The following is an 18,977-nucleotide window of genomic DNA, read 5'->3' as shown; positions in this document are numbered from 1 at the left end:
TCCCTACCTCCTCAAGAATGAGGAACGCAAACATGCAAATCACGCGCCAGCTCGGGACTTATTCAGCGTTGCCCTAACCTTGTTTACCGATTTCGACGGCGTTCTGCACCCCGAGTTCTGCCATGAGTCGAAGCATTTCTGCCGCTTGTCTATCTTGGAAGATATCCTGCGTGCAGCCCCGTCCGTGGAAATCGTGATCTCTAGCACTTGGCGGCAGCTGCGCGCATTCGATGTTCTGAGGGCACAGTTTTCTCCCGACATCGCGTCACGCGTCGTCGGGATCACGCCAACCTACGCAAATCTTGCCGATATCCCAGATAGATTGCTGGGCTATCAACGTGAAGCGGAATGCGTGGCCTGGCTCCGTGCGTACCGCGGGTCCTCGGTACGGTGGTTGGCGCTGGACGATCGGCCATGGCTGTTTCGGCCGTTTTCGACACACCTGGTGCAGACCGACGGAAAGTTGGGCTTGGACGAAGTCAGCGCCCAAGCGCTGGCCCAGCGTATCCAGCAGATGCTGCGCACTTGAATCCATATCCGACGATGTCGAGGTTAGAAGGAATTACCCAAAGCTCTCTGTCTTCCACACTCCCCCAATACGGTTTCTCCTGCAGATGGTTGCACGGCTGCCGTGCAACCATTTCTAGTGTTTCATCCAAGTCAAAAATGGCTAGTTTTCGGGCCATGGTTAGCCGTTCTTGTTCCCGTCACCGTACCCATGATGAGGGATCCTGTCGGCCGCAACCATGGCTATCAGCGCATCGCGATCGATCCCAAGTTGTTGCATGGCTTCCTGTTCGCTGATGTGGCCCGCGCTGTACGCATCCAGAATCTCCAGCCGCTCGTAGTCCGGACTGCCAAACTCTCGTCCCACGGGCACTATGTCGCCCCAGGCACGCAGCTCAGCTTCCCACAGCCAAATCTGGCGCTGGCTGGAATTCCCGTAGCGGCCATAGAGCTGCCGCTTGCGTACCCGCTGCTTCATGTCGCCAGCTCCAGCACCAAGGCCTTCTTGAAGCGCGCGTTCTCGAACCCGAAGCGTGCAGGCGATACCGCCTTGCGCCGGTTCACCACATAGCCGGCCGGGTTGGCCACCACCCGGCAGCGGTTCCCCACGGTGTAGTCGAAAGAATCGTGCACATGGCCATGCAGCCACAGATCGGCATGGGCCAGCAGCGGGGTCAGGTTGCTGACAAATCCGGCACTGACGATATCGCCCGCATACCGAGGGTGGACACTCAAAGGGTGGGGACCGTGATGGGTAATGACGACCGTCTTACCGTCGAACGGTTGTGCCAACTCCTGCTCCAGCCAAAGGCGTGACTGCTGGTGGTCCTGCAAGGTCTCCCAAGCCCGCAAGATGCCGGTCTCCGTGCGGATCAGGACGTAGTCGTTGAGTGCACGTTCGACTTCCTCCATGCACTGCGCATGCGTGAAGCCTGGGCGCTGGAAGTCGGTCCACAGGGTGGCGCCCAGAAAACGCACGCTGCCGATCTCGACACGGTCGTTGTCCAGGAAGGTGACATTGGTGCCGGCACAGGCCGCGCGCAGTTGGGCCCGCGTCTCCTCCCAAGCATGCTCATAGAACTCGTGGTTACCCGCGACATAGAGCACCGGTACCGGCCAGTCGGCAAAGGCAGTGACCGCGTCCACGCCATTGGCGATATCGCCAGCCAGCACCAGCAGGTCCGCATCGGGTGCGGGCTCAATGATGCGCACCCCGGGGAAGCGTTCCGTCAGGAACTCAAGATGCAGGTCGGACGCGAGCTGGAGTTGCATGGAAAGGCAGACCAAGAGAGCCAGTGCGACAGGCATCCGGGTCTGCAAAAGCGAGTGTGGGGCTCACTATTATGGGGAAGAACCCCGTAGCAAGTCCTATGGTTTCAGCAGTTGGGTCGGTTTCCGCTGGTGGTTTAGCGTGGCGAATATCTCGGAAACCATCGGTGTTGCGAGGGCGCAACCGCTATACCGCGATGGCGGCCAAGGTAGCCAGGAAATTCGACTTACCTGCTGCCTGGCATGCGCCGGCCCGCTCCATGTTGGGAGCCGGGATATGGAATATTGGGATATGGAGTGCGACAGTTACGATTTCACCAGCAAATCATCCGGAGTTTTGCCACCTGCCAATGCGGCATTGAACCAGTTCGGCCGCTTGCCGTGTCCGGTCCAGGCATTGCCCGCCTCGTCCCGGTATTTGATAACGCCCTTTGACTTGGTCTGCTTGCCGGCGATACGTGCCGACGCACCCGTGCTGGCTTTGCTCTTGCGCTTACCCTTCGCGGTAGCGTTCCCAAAGAGGTCCTCTGCGGTGAGTCCATAGAAATCTATGGCAACCTTGATCCGCTCGATCACACCTCCGACTTCCCTCGTCCGGATGAGCGCGGCTTCTATTTGCAGACGCTCAATTTTCTTGTGGATGCTAAGCAGAGTCTTTGTCATAGGGTTTCTAAAAGGGGAACGTTGAAGCATAAGAGAAAGGACGCTCAAGGCGTCCTTTGCGTGGGGCGAGTTCCCTGCAGCGTATGCCGCTGGCCATGCGGCAAGGGCAGTAGGGGCAGTAGGTTTAAATCGCTGCGTCCTTGAGCTTCTTGAAGAAAGTCGCGCGCAGTTTCACCGTGGCAGGCTTGGCTTTGAACACCTGTTCTTCCTTAGTGAAGGGATTGATACCTTTGCGGGACTTTTTGGCCGGCACCTGGATGGCCGCTACACGTACCAGGCCGGGAATAGCGAATTCTCCAGCGCCCTTCTTGTGCAGCGATGCCAGCATCGTCGCTTCCAAAGCGGCCAGCACGGCACGTACGCCTTTGGGTTCCACACCAGATACTGCCGCCAGATGCGCGGTCAGCTGGGTTTTGTTCAGCTTGTCTTTGAAAGGCTTGGCCTTGACTGGTTCGGCAGCGGCTTTGGCGGTAACCGCTTTAGCCGGCATGACCTTCTTGGCTGCGGTGGTTTTCTTGACAGGTGCCGCGGTCTTGGCGGGCGCTTTTTTGGTGGTTGCCATGTGATTTCACTGGTTGTTGGAGGACACCGACCCGGTTGGGCCGTGAAAATATTTTAGGGGTAACGCATAGGAGCACCTGTTCGGGGCCAGCGGCACGGATTCGCCCATGGCCGTTGATGGACGCAATCTTGCCCTAGCCGCGTGACCGTGCGCCAAGCGCTTGACGACCTTGCGGCAGAAGGGCGCATCGTGCGACGCCAGGGCAAGGGCACTTTTGTCGCGGGCAAACAGGTCAGGCACGGGCTGGATACATTGCGCAGCTTCCACGAATCCTTGCGCCAACAGGGGCTCAATGCCGGCATGCGTTTACTCGACAAACAGCGTATAGAAGTACCCGTACGCCTTCGTCATCAGTTCGCGCCGGCCACTCAGGTGATGCAGCTGAAACGTCTGCATCTGGTCGATGACCAGCCCGTGGCGATTGGCATCAGTTACCTGCCCGACGAACTGAACGCTGCGAGCTGGATTGAAGCCGAACAACAACCAGCCTACAGCTTGCTGACCCGGTTAATGGGTGAAGCACCGGCGCGCGCCGACATGGCAATCAGTGCACAAGGCGCTGACGCGGCACAGGCGGAGTTGTTACAAACACAGATCGGCGAGGCGCTCTTGGTACTTAAGCGCACATCCTATTTCGCGGGCGGTCAGTGCTGTGACCAATCTTTTTTCTACATCCGCCCTGAGCGTTACGAGTTCGTACTTGGTAGTACGTTTCGCCTGCCTGCTTGAGTATCTGAGCATTCGCTGACGGTCGCTGGGAGCATCTGTACAAGCAGGTGTGCGCATATCTTCAATCGATTTTCTTCGTTGTTGTTGCAGCGCGGGCCGTCTACGCTCTGCCCATGTCCTTCGACGCATGTCCCACATGACCCAGACCCACATATCTCTCGATTTCAGTGGCAGCGATATCGCTAGCCAGCGCGCCCAGGCCGTAACGGCTTTCATCCATACGGCCCGTCGGCTTTTGCCAGAGCCGGCCAAAGCGCAAGCAGAGCAGCTGCGTGCTGTCGCCCAGGCGCTGGAGCAGTTAGGGCTGCGACAAGACCTGTTCCCACAGGCGCAGTTCCCGGTGTCGACCGAAAACCCCGCGCAGGTGTATCGCCTGGCAGAGGACTTGGACGGCGATTTTGCGCTGTATGTGTCTGCTGGTTTGCCTGGCAAGGCGCAGCCACCGCACGACCACACTACCTGGGCCATCATCGCGGGCATCCAGGGCAATGAGCGCAATATGCTATACCGCCGCCACAAGACGGAGGATCCCTTACAAGACAGGCTGGAGCTGCGGCACACCGTGGACGTGGTGCCTGGTACCTCGGTCACACTGTTGCCCGACGATGTGCACACTATTGAGCTGCAAGGTAGTGAACCCGGCCTGCACTTGCATTTCTACGGCTTGGCGCTCGAGCTGCTCCATGACCGGGTTGTCTTTGCCAGTAAAGAGGGCGGCACCTTCCGCAGGTTTGCGCCGCCCGCGTCGATCCGGCATGCGTTGACCAGTCCGCAGGAACTGAAAGCGGCACTGGGCGATGATGAAGAAATTGCCGTACTTGATGTGCGCGAGACGGGCGTCTTCAGCCACCGCCACATTCTGTTTGCGGCCTCTGCGCCACTGTGGCGTGTGGAACTGTTGATCGACCGGCTTGTGCCACGCAAAGACACCCGTATCGTGCTGGTGGATGCCAACGAAAGCTTGGTCCACCAAGCGGCTGCGAAGCTGGTACGGCTGGGTTGGCGCAATGTGTCCGTGCTGGCTGGCGGTACCGATGCCTGGGCGGCAGCAGGATTTGAAATTTTCAGCGGTACCAACGTACCCAGTAAAGCGTTTGGCGAGGTGATCGAACACCAAAAGCACACACCCTGGATCGACAGCGACGCGCTGCATCAGCGCATTGCGAATGGCGAGAACATTGTGGTGGTGGACAGCCGCACATCGGAGGAGTTTTCGCAGTTCAGCTTGCCGTTTGCGCACAGCCTGCCGGGTGCCGAGCTGGTTTACCGGATTGGTGAAATCGCACCCGACCCTGCCACTTTGGTTGTGGTGAACTGCGCAGGCCGCACCCGCAGCATTGTGGGTGCGCAAACGCTGATTGACGCAGGTATTCCCAACCCGGTGGTGTCGTTGAAAGACGGCACCATGGCCTGGTTGCTGTCGGGCCGCAGCCTAGCCTACGGCCGTAGCGGAGACCTGCCCGAGCCTGGGCCGGACACGCTGGCAGCCGCGCGTCAGCGTGCCGTTGCGGTGGCTCAACGCGCGGGTGTGCAGCGCATCGATGCAGACACGCTGGCTCGCTTTGAGGCCGAGGCTGTCGAGCGCACGCTCTACCGTTTCGATGTACGCACCCAGCAGGAATATGCGGCCGGGCACCTGGAGGGATGGCGCTGGGCACCAGGCGGGCAATTGGTGCAGGCCAGTGACGAGTACGCAGGCACGCGCCGGGCGCGCATTGTGCTGGCCGACTGGGACGGTGTACGTGCGCTGACTACCGCCGCCTGGTTGGCCCAGTTGGGTGGCTACGAGGTGTTTGTATATGCACCTCCGGAGGCGACAACCCGGGTGACCGGGACTGAGCCTTTACGGATACAGGCCACGCGCGGTAGCGCGGTGCAGATTGCGCCGGTTCAAGCGGCCAAGTTGCTGGAGGCTGGCGGCGCATCTGTATTTGAGATCGATCGCCGTGCGGCCTATGAACGTCGCCACGTGCAAGGGGCCCGTTTTGCGGTGCCAGACCGGCTGGAGGAGTTCACGGCCGACATTCCCGTCAGCCAAACCGTGTTGCTGGTTTCTCCAGACGGAGTGCTGGCTACGACGGTGGCCGCGGAGTTGGCATACCGTACAGGCCGCGATGTGCGCGCCATTACCGGTGGGCTGGACGCCTGGGTGGCGGCAGCTTTGCCCACGGCAAGCGGTGCCGATGGTGTACTGACAGGAGATGATGACCACTGGTACAGCCCGTATGCCCATACCGATCTGTCACTGCGTGACGCGGGATTTCGGGCCTACCTGAGCTGGGAGTTGGGTCTGGTTGCGCAGCTGGAGCGCGAGGGGGATACCGGTATTCGGCTGCTGCCAGTGGAGGGTTAATTGCTATTTAAATAGTAGCTGCTAGCGCAGTATTTGTCTGCGCTAGAGGCATATATCTTGCGAATCCTGAGGGTAGTCTGCGTGGGGACGCTAGACTTGGGCTGACCAGCTACACAGTAGTTTGTCAGCCTTTTTTTCCGTGTACCGGAAGCTGCTGTGTTGGGTAATACACAGCAAACTCTGCTGGCGGCTGGTCTACAACTACGCAGCCTCCTTGTCGGTCACACGCGGAGCAATTTGTCGTGGATAAGGAATGCCTGGGTTAGATCACGGATGAGGTCCGCAGGATCTTCCAGGCCTATGTGCAGCCGTACCACAGGATTGTTACCTGTCCAGTGGCTGTGTTCTTGCAGCCGCTCGGGGGCCGCAATCAGCGCCAGGCTCTCGTAGCCACCCCAGGATGCGCCGATGCCGAAGAACTGCAGTGCGTCGACGAACGCGTTGGCAGCGTGGACGCCGTCCTGCCGGAATTCAAACGACACCAGTCCGCTGGCACCGCTGAAGTCGCGCTTCCAGAGCGTATGGCTAGGGTCATCGGGCAGGGCAGGGTAAAACACCCGTGCAACCTGTGCGTGGCGCTGCAGGTACTGCGCCACTTCGGTGGCGTTGCGCTGGTGCTGAGCCAGTCGTACCGGCAGGGTGCGCAAGCCCCGCAAGGCCAGATAGGCGTCGTCTGCACCAATGGTCAAACCCAGGGCTTCGTAAGCCAAGCTCAGCTTGGCCGCCAGTGCAGCACTGTCCACCACTACGACGCCTTGCATCACGTCCGAGTGACCTGCTATGTATTTAGTAGCAGCCTGCACAGATATATGGGCGCCGAGGGCTAACGGTTTGTAAAACCAACCACCGCTCCAGGTGTTGTCGGCCACGACGGTGGCGCCATGCGCGCGGGCGATGGCTGCCAGCTTGGGCAGGTCCAGCACTTCGTACAGCAAGGAGCTGGGAGATTCCAGGTACACCAGGCGCGTGTTGGGGCGTAACAGCGTTGCCAGGTCATCGCGCGCGGGTGAGAAGTATTCCAGCGTGATGCCCAGTCGTTGCAGCAGCGTCGTGTCAACGCGGCGCACGGGAGAGTACACGCTGTCTGCCACCAGCGCATGGTCGCCAGGAGACAGCAAGGCCAACAGGACCAGGGAGATGGCGGACAAGCCGGAAGGAGTCAGGAAGGCCCGGTACCCTCCCTCCAGCTGGGTGACGGCATCTTCCAGTGCCTGGTGGGTGTCCAGTCCATGGCGGCCGTAGGCAGCGACTCTCTCGCCCGCTGCGCGCCGATGGTGGTAGTCCGCATGGGCTTGGGTATTCTCAAACCGGACGGTGCTGGTGCGCACGACCGGTACGTTCACTGGCCCAGAGCCGTTGCGCAAGGCCGGAACGCCGGCATGCAGCAACTGCGTGGCAGCGCCTAGAGTGGCGTGAGGCGTGTTTGTCGTCATGCAGCGACTTTGCTGGGCTTGAATTGGGTGGCGTTGTAATTGACGACAGCGCCGGTTTCCAGGTCTATGCCGATACGACCAGTCAAGGTCTCCAGTGGCTGCCCATACAGGTGGAAGTGCAAAGTGGGTTGGTCACCTACCACATAGATGCTGTGGATATCGTCAGGCAAGAAGTCGACCGAGGTGCCCGGCTGTACGGTCAACTCGCGTACCAGCTCCAGCTGGGCGCGGCTGGGATTGCTGCCATCGTCGGTGCGGCGGTAGATGCGGTTCTGCTCCTGGCCCTCGACCGCCACGATGGATGCCCAGGTTGTGTGGTTGTGGGGGATGGTGGTCTTGCCGGGATTGATGGAATTCAAGTACAGCGCAATGCCGCTGCCACCGTCTTCTGGATTCAGGCGGTAGCGGGTGGATGCGCCAACGCCTTCTGTGATGGCCGGTGGTGGAAAGGCATCGCGGGTGAACAGCGCAGACTGGGTGGCCAGCTTTTCCAGGCGGGCAGTGATATGGGCCAGGGTAATGCGGTCAATACTGTGATTGCCTGCAATCTGGCGAATATCGGTGAGTGCGCTTTGGATGGCTGCGTGGCGTTGTTCGGCAATGATTTTGGCGGTGGTCATGGGTAGGTCCTTGGTTTCAATTCAGAAGGAAAAGTGCAGGCGCTCAAACGGCAGCGGGTCATAGACGGGGGCTGGTGGCATGCGGCCACGTGCGCCATCACCCAAAGCACGGTGTAGAAAGGCGTGGGTACGGTCGCTAGCAGGGTCTCCAAAGATGCGTGCCGCAGGCCCGTGTTCGACGATCACACCGGCTTCGGTGAAGTACACCTCGTCACTGATTTCCTCGGCAAAGCGCATTTCATGCGTCACCAGTACACAGGTCATTCCCCCTTGCACTAGGTCCCGGATCACGGTTAGCACTTCGCCAACTGTCTCAGGGTCGAGTGCCGAGGTCACTTCGTCAAACAGAATCAACTCGGGCTGCATGGCCAGTGCGCGGGCAATCGCCACGCGCTGCTGCTGGCCGCCGGACAACTCACCTGGGTAGGCGCTCTCCTTGTGGGACAGGCGAACCTTGTCCAGCAGCACGCGTGCTTCACGTACCGCATCGGCGCGGCTGCGTCCCACCACGCGGGTCGGGGCGATGACCAGGTTTTCCAGCACCGACAGATGGGGAAACAGGTTGTACTGCTGGAACACAAAGCCCACGCGCTTGCGCAATGTGATGAGTTCTGCTTCTGTGCGTAGACCATCCACGCGGGTAGTGCCCACCCGGATCTCGCCGCGCTGCGGGCGCAACAGGCCGGTGATGCAGCGCAGGATGGTGGATTTTCCCGAACCGGATGGGCCGATGATGGACACTGCCTGGCCGCGCCGCACCTCCAGGTTGACGCCCCTAAGGACATCGTTGGAACCAAAGGACAGGTGCACATCGCGCAGTGCGACCAGGGGCGGTTCGCCCCCGGCAGAGGGAGACGATAGGAAGGAGTCAGTAGCGGTCATGGCGTTGTTCCAGCGTGCGAGTGGCACGGGCAATCGGATAGCAGTAGGCAAAGAACAGGCTGAGCATGGTGAAGTACACCAGCACCGTGAAATCCGTGCGGGCCACGGTGTTACTGGCAATCTGGGCGATATCGACCACATCGTGCACACCGACCAGTGATGCCAAGGAGGTACTCATGGTGATGCTGGCGTACAGGTTCATCCAGGGGGGGAGCATGCGGCGCAGGCATTGGGGAAGTACCACCAGGCGAAATATTTCACTCCGCCGGAATGCCAGCGACTGGGCTGCTTCCCATTGGGCGCTGGGGATCGATTGGATGGCACCACGGAAGATTTCCGCTACGTTGGCACTGGCCGGCAGCGCCAGGCCCAGCACCACCTTGACCCAGTCGGGGAAGGGAAATGTCCAGGACACCAGATGGATTTCAAAGGGAAATACATAGGTGGTGAAATAGATCAGAACCAGGATAGGCGCGTTGCGGAAGAACTGCACGTACCAGGATGTGGTGTTTCGCAGGATACGCGTGGGTGAGAGTGACAAGGCGCCTACCACCAGGCCCACCAAGGTGCCCAATGCCATGGCCAACACGCTGATGCCGATATTCACCAGCAAGCCACGCAGCAAGGCCGGCAGCCATTTCCACAGGTGCACAAATGCGGCAGGCGTGGTGCCTGTCAATATCCAGAAAGCCACCACGGCAAGCGCTGCAAGCGCAACGACGGTCCATGGCCTGCGCCAGGGACCATGGCTTGGAGCGCCAGAGCTATCGCCAGCAGACAAAGCAAACTCATTGGCCATAGCCAGGCATCCTTAAATGGTTTTCCAGCCACCGCCCCGCGCGGCTGACCAGCCAGGTCAGCAAGCCGAAATACAGCAAGATGAGTAGCAGCAGCTCCAACACGTTGTCGCGCTGGGTCCAGATCATGATGGACTCGTAGGTCACATCGCCAACCGCAATCGCTGAGGCTACGGCGGTCATCTTGACCAGGTCCACCAGGTTGTTGACCAGGGAAGGCAATGCAAACCGCAAGGCCAGTGGCAGTTCGATCCGCCACAGCAGTTGGCGCCGTGAAAAGCCCAGCGAGCGGGCGGCTTCCAAGGTCACACGCGGCACGGCCTCTATACCGGCACGCAGGGCCTCGGCATGGAAAACCCCTTTGTGCAGTGCCACCACGATCACTACCCATACAAAGGGAGTGAGTGGGTTGCTGCCCGGTGTCTTGAATTGCTGGGTGATGAGCATGTTCAGCACCAGGAAGGCGCAGTACAGCTGCACCAGCGTGGGCGTATTGCGGGTTACCTCCACAAAGGCTCGCGCAGGCTGGGCCAGCCAAGCTTTGCCGGAGGTCAGCGCACTGGCGATCAGCACCCCTGCCAGCAGGCTGCATGGAATGGTGATTGCGCACAGCTGCAGGGTTACGCCCAGGCCGCGCAGGAAAGCCTGCCGCTCGCCGGTGTCCAGCATGAATGCATAGTTCAAACCAATAGGCTTCAGCACCGCCACCGCGGTGGAAAGCCACGTTACGTCGCTCATACCGTTGCCAGTTCTAAGGGGGAGGTATGCCCTCTGCGCAAGGTGGATACAGCGCGCGCAATGCGGGTGACGGCATCTTCCAGCACCGCGTCACTGGCTGCGATGGAGATGCGAAAGTAGGGTGACAAGCCATAGGATGCGCCATCGACCACGGCAACGCCTTCCGACTCCAGCAACCAATCCACCACATCGGCATCTGAGCTGATCAGCTTACCGTCGGGGCGTTGCTGGCCGATCAAGGCAGAGCAGTTCACATAGGCAAAGAAGGCGCCTTGGGGGCCCAGCAGACTCAGACCGGGAATCGCGTTGAGTGCCTGGGTCACAAAGCGACCGCGCCCGGCATAGGCCAGACGTGACTGGGCGACGAAGCTTTGGTCTGCAGATTGCAAGGCCCATGCGGTCGCAGCCTGACCAATGGAGTTCGGTGCGGACGACACCTGCGATTGGACGACCGTCATCGCCTTGACCAAGGGCTCGGGGCCTGCACCCCAGCCAATTCGCCATCCCGTCATGGCATAGGTTTTGGACGCACCATTGACCAGCAGGGTGCGCTCGTGCAAGTCAGGTGCTGCATGCAAGAGATGGACGGGAGGCTCTGTCGTGAACCAGATGTGCTCGTAAATCTCATCCCAGAGCACCAGCAGGCGGGGGTGGCGACGCAGCACCTCGGCCAAGGCCAGCAGTTCTTCCAGCGTGTACACCGCACCTGTTGGGTTGCCTGGGGAGTTTAGGATCAGCCACCGGGTGTGCGGCGTAATAGCCTGCTCCAGCGCTTGCGGGCTAAGTTTGAAGTTGCTGCTCTCGTCGCAAGTCACGATGACGGGTGTGCCATCGTTGATGCGCACGATATCGGGAAATGATGGCCAGTAGGGAGTGGGCACGATCACCTCATCGCCGGCGTCCACAGTAGCAGCCAACGCCTGGTAGATCACCTGCTTGGCTCCATTGGCCACAATGATCTGGGAGGGGCCGTAGTCCAGCGCATTTTCCCGCTGGTATTTGGCGCTGATGGCTTGACGCAGTGCTAGTGTTCCGGGTGTTGCGGTGTACTTGGTATCGCCCTGGGCCAAGGCTGCAATGGCGGCCTGCTTGATGGGCTCAGGAGTATCAAAATCGGGTTCGCCTGCGGTCAATACCAAGATGTCACGGCCTTGGGCTGCCAATGCAGCGGCGCGTGCGCTGGCGGCGGCATTGGCGGAGAGTTTGACGCGCTGTACGCGCTGCGAAAGAGCAAAGGGTGGAGTGGGCACGGGTGTGGGTCTAGAGGTTTATGGCAATACCTTGCCGGGGTTCAGTAGGCCCAAGGGGTCCAGGGCCTGCTTGATACGGTGCATCAGGCTGAGTTCAATCGGTGTTTTGTATTGCGCCAGCAGGCCGCGCTTGGTCTGGCCAATGCCGTGCTCCGCGCTGATGGAGCCGCAATGCGCATGTGCGCTGTCGTGCACCACGACGTGGATGGCGTCTTCAAGTGCAAAAAATGCCTGGATGTCCTGGCCCGGGGCATGAGACACGTTGTAGTGCAGATTGCCGTCTCCCAGGTGACCAAACGCAACGGGCCTGACTCCTGGGAACTGCGCCTGCAGCCGCTCTGCCGTATAGCGTAAGAAGGCCTGCACTTGCGAAATAGGTACGGAAATATCGTGCTTGATATTGCCGCCGTCGCGCTTCTGCGCTTCGCCCAACGCCTGATCGCGCAGTCGCCACAAAGCCTCGCGCTGCTGCAGACTTTCGGCTACCGCTACATCACCTACCAGTCCATCTTCATACGCGGCGCCCACAACGGACTCGAAAAGCGTACGGGCATGTGCTTCGTTCTCCTCGTCCGACAGTTCTACCAGCGCATACCAGGGGTGTTCCAAGTTCTTCAGGGGTATCTGTTGCTCCGGTACGTGCTGTGCAATCAAGCCGAGCGCTGTATCAGACAGCAGCTCAAATGCCGTCAGACCAACCCCAAAGCCAGCTTTGGCTTGGCCCAGAAAGGCAATGGCATCCCGAATACAGGCAAAGGCCACCAGAGCGGTTTGCTGCGCGGCAGGCAGGGGGTAGAGCTTGAGCGTTGCAGCGGTGATGATTCCCAGCGTGCCTTCGCTGCCAATGTAGATGTCTCGCAGTGCATAGCCGGTGTTGTCCTTGCGCAGACCGCGCAAGCCGTTCCAGATGGCGCCTTCGGCGGTGATGACTTCCAGGCCCAGGGTAAGCTCGCGCGCATTTCCATAGCGCAACACCTGTGTTCCACCCGCGTTGGTGCCCAGATTGCCACCGATGGTGCAGCTTCCTTCGGAGCCCAGACTCAGCGGGAACAGCCGTTGTGCGCTATGGGCCGCAGCCTGCACATTTGCCAGTACGCAGCCGGCCTCGACGGTGATGGTGTCGTTCTCCGTATCGACGTTGCGTATCTTGTTAAGTCGCCCCAACGACAGCAGTATGGACTGGCCAAGGTTGTCGGGTGTTGCTGCGCCCATCAAGCCTGTGTTACCGCCCTGCGGCACGATGGGCGTGCGGTGGGCATGGCAGAGGCGGACGACTTCGGCCGCCTGCGCTGTATGTGCCGGACGTACCACGGCCAGTGCACGCCCCGTCAAACGGCGGTGGTGGTCTGTCAGAAAAGGTTCTGCATCAGCATCCAGCAACACATGCGCATCGCCAACGATGTCGCGCAACAGTGTGAGCAGAGTGGCCATATGCAGATCCCGTGGCTGTTGCGGATGCTTATTTCAGATCCGCTTCGAAGGGCGCGCGGTCAAAGCGGCCCTGCTGGGCCTTCTGGTTGGCCGCACGGATGTATTCGTCCGGTACACCGTTTTTGCGGGCTAAGGCCAGCAGCAGGCCTGAGCGGTGCCAGTCCTGAATGGTCTTGTCCACCAGGGCTTGGGTATCCGCTTCGCCACGGCGCGTCCAGATCACGGTGGGTGAGGGAATCAGTTGTTCGGTGGTCGCTAAAGCATAGTCTTTCCATTCCGCCGCACTTTCACCGTTCAAGGTGTAGTGCATTGCTGGGTAGATGTGGACCGAGGCTGTGCAGGTACCGCCTTTCAGGGCCAGCAATGATTCGGGAATGCCGCGCAGTCCTTTGACAATCGCACCATAAGTCTCTTGCAGGGGTTTGGTGAAATTGCTGCCTTGCGACACACAAGCTACCTTGCCGCGCAAGTCTTCCCACTTGTGGATGCCGCTGTTCTTGGCGACTATGGCTCCACCGCCCACCAGGTTGTAGGGGGTTGGTGCGAAGCTGAGAATCTCGTTGCGCTCCTTGGTCCACTGGATATTGGCTATCAGCAGATCTACCTTGCCAGCCTGCAAGAACTGCACGCGCGTTGATGCAACGACGGAAACGACTTCAAGTTCTACACCCAGGCGTTTGGCAATATCGCGTGCCAGGTCTACCTGGAAGCCGGCTATCTGGCCTGTTGCGGTGTCCAGCACGCCAAACGGAGGGCCAACGCCATCAACGCCGACGGACAGCTTGCCGCGCTGTTTGATCTTGTCCAGCGTAGCATCGGCATGGGCCACGCCCAGTCCACCGAGCATCAGGCTGGCACTCAGTAGTGCGCGCAGAGAATATAGGGATGTCATACAGAAATTTCTGACCCACAGAAATCGTGGAGAAATTGTGGGTATCAGGAATACAAAAGAAAAGATCAGGGGGTGGCTTTGAATTTGGCTTGCAATTCGGCGAGCAGCGGTTGCGCCGGCCGGATGCCCAGATTGCGCTCGGTGCTAATCAGCCAGCCGGTGCGGTGCCAGTCCTGGATGACTTTGTCTACCGCAACAATCGTGTCGGCCTCACCCTTGCGGGTCCAGACTACCGATGGTGCAGGACGCAACTCTTCAGTGATCGGGGCGACATAGCCGGCCCATTCAGTGCTGTCCTTGAGCAGTGGGTAGATCAGCGTCGCGTCATGCACAGCCGCTACACAGTTGCCGCCACGCAGTGCAAGCAGAGATTCGGAGGACGTCTTGAAGCCGCGCACCTGTACGCCGTAGTTGTCTTGCAGTGGCTTGACAAAGCTGCTGCCTTGCGAGGCGCAGACTGTCTTTCCGCGCAAATCTTCCCACTTGGTAATGCCCGAAGTCTTGAGGGTGGCCGCCGTTCCGCCAACGCGGTAGAAGGGGGTGGGCGCGTAACCAAGAATCTCACCGCGCTCTTCGTTGTATTCCATCGATGCGATCAGCAGGTCAACCTTGCCGGACTGCAGCAGCTGCACCCGTGTCGATGGCTGTACCTGCACCAGTTCAACATCGTAGCCAAGCTTCTTCGCCAGATTGCGGGCCAGTTCGGGGTTCCAGCCCACGGGTTGCTGCGTGGCCGGGTCGATGGAACCAAACGGACCACCGCTGATATTGACGCCAATCACGACCTTTCCGCGTTGCTTGATTTTGTCCAGAGTGGCGTCGGCATGGGCAGTGCCCGCCACCAACCCCAGCAGAGATGCGCAGCCCACCCACAGACGCAGATGGCTTGCAAAAGAAATGTTTTTTCCGATATATGGCATAGCCGACAGATTCGCAAATGAATAAGCGGCTATCTTCTAATAACCAACTGTTCTAGCCAACGAAGCTATTCAGATATGGATATGCGCGGTTTGGGAACCTGGCAAGCGAAAAATGCCAAGCTCGTCGGGTGCGCATTGGGCGATCAAGCCGGTTTCCCAGGCCAGATATCGGCGCGCAGCATCCAGGTTGCCTTCATGCCGGTCATGCACGAAAAACAGATAGTCGATCGCATCAGTTTCCGTCGGCATATTGGGTGTTGCCTCTATGGGCAGGCCGGCGGTGACCCAGCTGTCTATGAATGTCCAGTGCACATCGTGCAAGCCTGCTTTGTGTAGATCCTTGGCCGCAAGCTGAGCGATTGCGGCACTGGATGCCACCAGCAAAATGGCCCGACTGTCGCCATGTGTCTTCGCGTCTGCGACCACCTTGGGCCGCACGGACCATCGGGCCCCCACAGGGTGCCGCTGGCGATATGCCATAGAGCTTTGCAGATCCAGCAGCACAGGTCTATGGCGCGCGAGGAATAACTCCAAGGCGTCAGCGGAAATTCCCGGCAACGGAGGTGGTTCATAGGTGGTGGAGGGCGGTACACGCAATGGCGCATGGATGCCTTTTTCCACAACGGCGGTGTCGAAGCCAAGCCTGCGCAGCCATGCCGCGACCACAGGTGCGCGTACGCCCTCATCGTCCAGCAGCAGCACGCGGCTACCGCGTACGCCAATGGTCTGGTCAGTGGCCTGCAGCAGCTGTCCGCCGGGTGCATGGCGGGCGCCAGGCAGGCTGCCTGCGGAAAACTCCTCGGCGCTGCGAATGTCCAGCACATAGGTGGTTCGCTGCGGAGTGTCCAGCCATTCCTGGGCTTGCTGGGCCGTGAGTGTGAGGACGCCTGCCTCGACGGCAACCCGCGAAGCAGCGGCTTGGTCTTCGGCATGGGCTTCGGCTGTGTTGGTATCTCGGCGCGTGCTGCCGCGCTCCAACTGCAGGTCAGCCAGTGCCCAGCCCTGGGTGCCATTCTCCAGCGCTACCACCGGATTGGGAATACCCAGGCTGCGCAGAATTTGGGCACCAATGATGCTACGGGTACGGCCTGCGCAATGGACCACGATGGGGGTCTGCGCATCCTTGACCAAGCCTCGCCAACGTAGTGCAAGCTCCCCGTTGGGTACCGATACTGCACCCGGCAATGTCATCTTGCGATGCTCTTCAAAAGTACGTCCATCCAATAGCAGCAAGGGCTCACCGGAGAGTTGGCGCGCGCTGAGTTCATGGGCCGAAATATGCGGCGTCGCATAAGCGAGCTCTACCAGTTCGCCAAAAGTTTTGGAGGGTAGATTCACGCCTTGGAACAGGGTGTAGCCGGCCTTTGCCCATGCGGGGGCGCCACCTGCGAGCACATGTACCTGGGTATAGCCTAAGGCGTGCAGTTCATCGGCAGCGCGTTGTGCAACGCCATCGTCTGCATCTATAAGAACGGTGCGGGTGTCTCTGCGCGGCACCAATTGCACCACTTCCAGCTCTAGGCGGCTGTAGGCCAGTGGTACAGCAAAAAACGGGTGCCCTTCACCGAACTGCCCTGCCTCACGCACATCGAGCAATGCGATTTCTTGGTTGTCATTCAACCACCGTTTCAAGGTGGCTGCAGAAATGTGGAGATGCGATTCAAAAGACATGGGGAGAGCTTGGTGCTGACAAAATAAAGCAGTAACCATAGCGCCGATAGGGCACTCTCTTATGGAAGCTTCTTGAATATGGATAGATGATTTTTGTGGGCAACCAAGGGCCTGTCAGGTTGGTGACGGAAGTTGTCCACGGCAAACCACTTGCCTACGTATTCGAGGACAGCCAGAGCGATCTGCGTCAGGCTGTTGGGCTGGCGAAAAAGTTTGTCAACGACCCACGCATCCGTATAGAGATCGGAGTTTTTTCGAGTCCTGCGCTCATGACCCTGTGGCCCATTTACCAGCGTGCTGGGCTGGTGCAGTTTGGCTTCGCTAATTTCCGTCCCGACTTCACGAAGAGAGGAGATTACATTTGGAACCCCTCTGTCAGTCCAACCAACGCGCAGCCGCTGCTGGCCGACCTAGCAGTGAAGACGCTGGGTTTTAAACGTGTAGCGGTGCTGTTTCTGAACACCGGTTGGGGTCGTACAAGCCGTGATGTATTTGTCAAGCCAGCCGAAGCGCGCGGAGCGCAGGTGGTCAGGGCCCTTACGCTCTGGTGTTGCGCACGCAGGCAGATGGCAACCTGGATGTAAGGCGCACGCACGGTGCGCTGATCGAACTGGAGCCTGGCAACCCAGCTTCTACGGCCCGTACTTCCTAAGCGGGCTATATAAGTCGATCAGAACGCGTGTGCCTGCTGCAATGCCTGGCGTACCGAGGCTACGGCTGAACCTACGGCTGCGCTGTCACGATCACGCGGGTGTGGCGCTGTCACGGGTACTGTTTCTGCAATGCGGCCGGGTGCCGCCTCGAACACTAGCACGCGGTCGCCCAGGTGCACTGCCTCGTCGATGTCGTGGGTCACCATCAGCACCGCGATGCGGTGCGCGCGAGCGACATGCAGCAGCAATTCTTGCAGTTTGAGGCGGGTGAAGGCGTCCACTGCGGAAAACGGCTCGTCCAACAGTAGTACCCGTGGCTGTACCAGCAGGCCTCTGGCGATTGCCACGCGCTGCGCTTGCCCACCTGACAGTTCCTTGGGAAGCCGTTCGCCAAAGCCGGCCAGGCCGACTTCCTGGAGCAGTACTGTCGCTCGTGCGATGTCTTCTGCACCGCGGCCATCGAACGCCACGTTGGCGGCAACTGTCAACCATGGAAAGAGCCGGGGTTCCTGGAAGACAAAGCGTATGTCGCGCGTCGGCGCGGTGATGGCTTGGCCATTCAGTAGAACCTGCCCCTGGTAGTCGCGGTCGAGCCCGGCAACGATGCGAAGGAGCGTGCTCTTGCCGCAGCCACTTGTTCCGACCAGCGTGACGCACTCACCCTCGGCAAGCTGCAAGCGAACATCGTGCAGCACTTCGCTGGCCACGAAGTGCTTGCGTCGAATATGGACGTCGAGCAACGTTGAAAGTGCAGTCATCGCGTGACTACCGTGTCGCGCCAAGCGAGCCAGCGGCTCTCCATGGCCTGCATGCCACTGTCAGTGAGCTTGCCCATGACTGCCAGCAGGACAATGGCTGCCAGCACAATGTCCACGCGACCGGTTTCGCGCCCATCGGTCAGCAGATAGCCCAGGCCCCGTGTTGCTGCAATCAGCTCCGCGGCCACCATGAACATCCATGCCAGGGACAACCCATTGCGCAGACCTGTCCAGATCGCTGGCAGCGCCGCAGGCAACAACACGCGACGCGCCAGAGCGATAGAGCCGAGGCCGGCCATTTCTGCGACTTCGATCAGCTTGCGGTCGACATCCCGCAGTCCTGAAGCGACTCCCATGTAAACGGGAAAGAAGGCGCCTATGGCGATGAGTGCCAGCTTGGCAGCTTCGTCGATGCCAAGCCATAGCAATAGCAGCGGAACCCATGCCAGTGAGGGTATAGCTCGCAACGCCTGGAAGGTCGGGTCCAGCAGTGCTTCAGCGCGCTGACTCAGGCCCACCCAGACCCCTAGGGATATCGCCAATGCGGCACCCAAGATGAAACCGATGAGTACCCGTGCCGTACTGATCAACACATGGTTAGCAAGGTCTCGGCCCGCCAGTTCGACCAATGTGCGAGTGATCTCGCTCGGCGGCGGTAGCAAATGGGCTTCCACCCAACCTTGGCGCACGGCGAGCTCCAGGCCGAGCAGTAGGGTGATGGGAATCACCGCACCCAACCAGCGGGACGGTAGGCGGCGCACGGAGTGCGAGCGCGCGGGCGGAACCTGCCGTACTACGGGTACCAGCGGGGCCATCGATTCCGGCGGCGGCAAGGCGCTCATATCCGTG

At 60.0% G+C, this 18,977-nt stretch carries 19 protein-coding genes and 1 pseudogene; 4 read left to right on the top strand and 16 right to left on the bottom strand.

Translation table 11 applies throughout. The features are described from left to right. On the top strand, window positions 1-529 hold a 529-nt coding region (locus AC07VY_RS22680), incomplete at its 5' end, for an HAD domain-containing protein (RefSeq protein ID WP_495099462.1). Between the two features lie 159 nt (window positions 530-688). Here the strand turns inward: AC07VY_RS22680 and AC07VY_RS22675 are convergent. From AC07VY_RS22675 to AC07VY_RS22660, 4 genes are all read right to left on the bottom strand, one after another. After that, window positions 689-985 carry a hypothetical protein gene (locus AC07VY_RS22675; protein WP_495074269.1) on the bottom strand — a complete coding sequence of 99 codons (297 nt, stop codon included), beginning with the start codon at window positions 983-985 and terminating at the stop codon, window positions 689-691. After that, window positions 982-1,779 (bottom strand): metallophosphoesterase, encoded by a 798-nt coding sequence (locus AC07VY_RS22670; RefSeq protein WP_495099461.1) that lies wholly within the window; start codon window positions 1,777-1,779, stop codon window positions 982-984. Before AC07VY_RS22670 ends, AC07VY_RS22675 begins: the two co-directional genes overlap by 4 nt. Before the next feature lie 303 nt (window positions 1,780-2,082). After that, window positions 2,083-2,439, bottom strand: coding sequence for an H-NS histone family protein (locus AC07VY_RS22665; protein ID WP_495074267.1), 357 nt, complete (start codon window positions 2,437-2,439; stop codon window positions 2,083-2,085). 124 nt (window positions 2,440-2,563) lie between these two features. Continuing rightward, window positions 2,564-3,001: an HU family DNA-binding protein gene (locus tag AC07VY_RS22660; RefSeq protein WP_495074266.1), complete on the bottom strand. Its 438-nt coding sequence runs from the start codon at window positions 2,999-3,001 to the stop codon at window positions 2,564-2,566. Window positions 3,002-3,142: 141 nt separating this feature from the next. Between AC07VY_RS22660 and AC07VY_RS22655 the strand changes: the two genes are divergently transcribed. Continuing rightward, window positions 3,143-3,730: a GntR family transcriptional regulator gene (locus tag AC07VY_RS22655; RefSeq protein ID WP_495099460.1), complete on the top strand. Its 588-nt coding sequence runs from the start codon at window positions 3,143-3,145 to the stop codon at window positions 3,728-3,730. A 136-nt stretch (window positions 3,731-3,866) separates the two neighbouring features. Beyond that, window positions 3,867-6,083 (top strand): rhodanese-like domain-containing protein, encoded by a 2,217-nt coding sequence (locus AC07VY_RS22650; RefSeq protein ID WP_495099459.1) that lies wholly within the window; start codon window positions 3,867-3,869, stop codon window positions 6,081-6,083. A gap of 221 nt (window positions 6,084-6,304) precedes the next feature. Here the strand turns inward: AC07VY_RS22650 and metC are convergent, their stop codons facing one another. The 10 genes from metC to AC07VY_RS22600 form a co-directional block, all read right to left on the bottom strand. After that, window positions 6,305-7,516: a cystathionine beta-lyase gene (metC, locus tag AC07VY_RS22645; RefSeq protein WP_495099458.1), complete on the bottom strand. Its 1,212-nt coding sequence runs from the start codon at window positions 7,514-7,516 to the stop codon at window positions 6,305-6,307. Continuing rightward, a complete protein-coding gene (locus AC07VY_RS22640; protein WP_495099457.1) occupies window positions 7,513-8,136 on the bottom strand; it encodes a cysteine dioxygenase family protein in 624 nt (207 codons plus the stop codon). Before AC07VY_RS22640 ends, metC begins: the two co-directional genes overlap by 4 nt. A 21-nt stretch (window positions 8,137-8,157) precedes the next feature. After that, window positions 8,158-9,018, bottom strand: coding sequence for an amino acid ABC transporter ATP-binding protein (locus AC07VY_RS22635; protein WP_495099456.1), 861 nt, complete (start codon window positions 9,016-9,018; stop codon window positions 8,158-8,160). Beyond that, entirely contained in the window at window positions 9,005-9,817 is an 813-nt protein-coding gene (locus AC07VY_RS22630) for an amino acid ABC transporter permease (protein WP_495074260.1), read from the bottom strand. Before AC07VY_RS22630 ends, AC07VY_RS22635 begins: the two co-directional genes overlap by 14 nt. Beyond that, on the bottom strand, window positions 9,807-10,553 hold the full coding sequence (locus AC07VY_RS22625) for an amino acid ABC transporter permease (RefSeq protein WP_495074259.1): 747 nt from the start codon (window positions 10,551-10,553) through the stop codon (window positions 9,807-9,809). The genes AC07VY_RS22630 and AC07VY_RS22625 overlap by 11 nt, the downstream gene beginning before the upstream one ends. Further along, complete coding sequence (locus tag AC07VY_RS22620) at window positions 10,550-11,803, bottom strand: aminotransferase class I/II-fold pyridoxal phosphate-dependent enzyme (protein WP_495074258.1); 1,254 nt, start codon at window positions 11,801-11,803, stop codon at window positions 10,550-10,552. The genes AC07VY_RS22625 and AC07VY_RS22620 overlap by 4 nt, the downstream gene beginning before the upstream one ends. Before the next feature lie 18 nt (window positions 11,804-11,821). After that, entirely contained in the window at window positions 11,822-13,234 is a 1,413-nt protein-coding gene (locus AC07VY_RS22615; RefSeq protein WP_495074257.1) for an FAD-binding oxidoreductase, read from the bottom strand. A 28-nt stretch (window positions 13,235-13,262) separates the two neighbouring features. Further along, the gene (locus AC07VY_RS22610) at window positions 13,263-14,126 is read right to left on the bottom strand and encodes a transporter substrate-binding domain-containing protein (protein WP_495074256.1); all 864 of its coding nucleotides are present in this window, start codon (window positions 14,124-14,126) and stop codon (window positions 13,263-13,265) included. A 65-nt stretch (window positions 14,127-14,191) separates the two neighbouring features. After that, window positions 14,192-15,046, bottom strand: coding sequence for a transporter substrate-binding domain-containing protein (locus AC07VY_RS22605; protein ID WP_495099455.1), 855 nt, complete (start codon window positions 15,044-15,046; stop codon window positions 14,192-14,194). A gap of 69 nt (window positions 15,047-15,115) precedes the next feature. After that, the gene (locus AC07VY_RS22600; RefSeq protein WP_495099454.1) at window positions 15,116-16,717 is read right to left on the bottom strand and encodes a rhodanese-like domain-containing protein; all 1,602 of its coding nucleotides are present in this window, start codon (window positions 16,715-16,717) and stop codon (window positions 15,116-15,118) included. Between the two features lie 134 nt (window positions 16,718-16,851). On the opposite strand from AC07VY_RS22600, the pseudogene AC07VY_RS22595 reads away from it, so the two are divergent. Continuing rightward, window positions 16,852-17,253, top strand: a pseudogene (locus AC07VY_RS22595) (ABC transporter substrate-binding protein); the annotation flags it as partial. A 134-nt stretch (window positions 17,254-17,387) separates the two neighbouring features. Here AC07VY_RS22595 and AC07VY_RS22590 read toward each other — a convergent pair. Next, on the bottom strand, window positions 17,388-18,128 hold the full coding sequence (locus AC07VY_RS22590; RefSeq protein WP_495074253.1) for an ABC transporter ATP-binding protein: 741 nt from the start codon (window positions 18,126-18,128) through the stop codon (window positions 17,388-17,390). Continuing rightward, window positions 18,125-18,970 carry an ABC transporter permease gene (locus AC07VY_RS22585; protein ID WP_495074252.1) on the bottom strand — a complete coding sequence of 282 codons (846 nt, stop codon included), beginning with the start codon at window positions 18,968-18,970 and terminating at the stop codon, window positions 18,125-18,127. The genes AC07VY_RS22590 and AC07VY_RS22585 overlap by 4 nt, the downstream gene beginning before the upstream one ends. Between the last annotated feature and the right edge of the window lie 7 nt (window positions 18,971-18,977).

The sequence above is a fragment of the Rhodoferax sp. GW821-FHT02C08 genome, from assembly GCF_059421805.1.
This window is presented reverse-complemented; position numbering and strand designations above follow the sequence as displayed.